The following is a 1,268-nucleotide window of genomic DNA, read 5'->3' as shown; positions in this document are numbered from 1 at the left end:
GCTGTATAGAAATCAATTCCATGTTTCTCAAAGTTTGACCTGCTTTTGTTTTCATCAAATTCAAATTTAACCATGAGTAAAAATTACACCCTTTTTACTCATTTGGCAAATTGTACATGATCTGAAGATTTTGGGAACGGCTAACGCCGCATTAAGGTGTGAGCGACGCTTGGCTATACTTGAGCGAAGCGAAACCGCCAAGCGTTGCGAATCACTCTTAAATGCTTTGTTATACCGTTGATTTTTGGTTAATTTTTAGAAACCTTTGTATTGATTCTGCGATCGTGCTTTTAGACTCAAACTCCGAAATACAAGAGCACCGCACCCATTGTCTGATTAGGTGCAACTTACCCCTGAAAGCGATAAATGAGCGCATCTTCGCATACCTTTGTAACTGTTTACTGTTTGTGTAGCTATGTACTTTTACGTATGCCCTTTCGTAGGATAAAAAGTAGTAAAAACAGTATGTATATGGCAATAAAGATACAGAAAGTAATACTGGAACCAAGAAGTCACGATAAGTTTCAATAGTAAAAAATTTGTCAGTGTCTTGGTATATATTAAAAATAGACTCTAAAACTACAATGATGCCAAGAGCGATTAGCAAGAGATCACAAAGCTTTTTACCGTTCTCATATTCTGGTTTATTTTGAGCAAAAACACTACAGCATGCCAATAGCGAAGCAGCAGTAACTAAAACTAACTCTGTCATAAATGAATACGAATGAAAGGCTACTAAGAACTCAACTAGAACCATTACTTTAACTTGAGCACCAAGTGAGCGGCTGACATAAACATTCATATCACGTATGCTCGTTGTATTGAATAGTTGAACAAATCCGATGAATACAAACCACATAATTGTGTTCTTCAGTTGCCCCCAATTCCATACATCTATGCTATGAAGTACAAAGACCACAAGTAACGTATACAGTAATAAAGATACTGTAATGATGAGCATTGTTTTCTTAACCAAAGTCGAAAATGCTAATTTAATAGCCGGGAACACATCTTCACTTTTGTAACATGCAAACATGAAGAAGATTACTACTAATGTTGCAGTAGCGAGCTCTCGATTATTAAACACTTCCAAAATTACTCCTTAGTTACAAAAACGGTATAACGCCAAATTAAGTAGTGAGTAACGCTACCACCCACCTAAACCATTGTGCCGTAAACACCGAAGCTGATTCAAAGCAAAAATGCCGAGCGTTACGAATCTGCTTAAATTTATTGTTAGGCAAATTTTCTACGTACTCACTAACTTT

At 36.4% G+C, this 1,268-nt stretch carries 1 protein-coding gene and 1 pseudogene; both read right to left on the bottom strand.

The features are described from left to right. Nucleotides 1–74, bottom strand: a pseudogene (locus ELS82_RS25070) (BrnT family toxin); the annotation flags it as partial. Nucleotides 75–229: 155 nt separating this feature from the next. Further along, nucleotides 230–1,093: a hypothetical protein gene (locus ELS82_RS25065; protein ID WP_134837777.1), complete on the bottom strand. Its 864-nt coding sequence runs from the start codon at nt 1,091–1,093 to the stop codon at nt 230–232. Nucleotides 1,094–1,268: the final 175 nt, after the last annotated feature.

Source organism: Vibrio ouci (assembly GCF_004551525.1).
GTDB lineage: Bacteria > Pseudomonadota > Gammaproteobacteria > Enterobacterales > Vibrionaceae > Vibrio > Vibrio ouci.
Note: the sequence above shows the minus strand (reverse complement) of the source record. Positions and strands in the feature narration are given on the sequence as shown.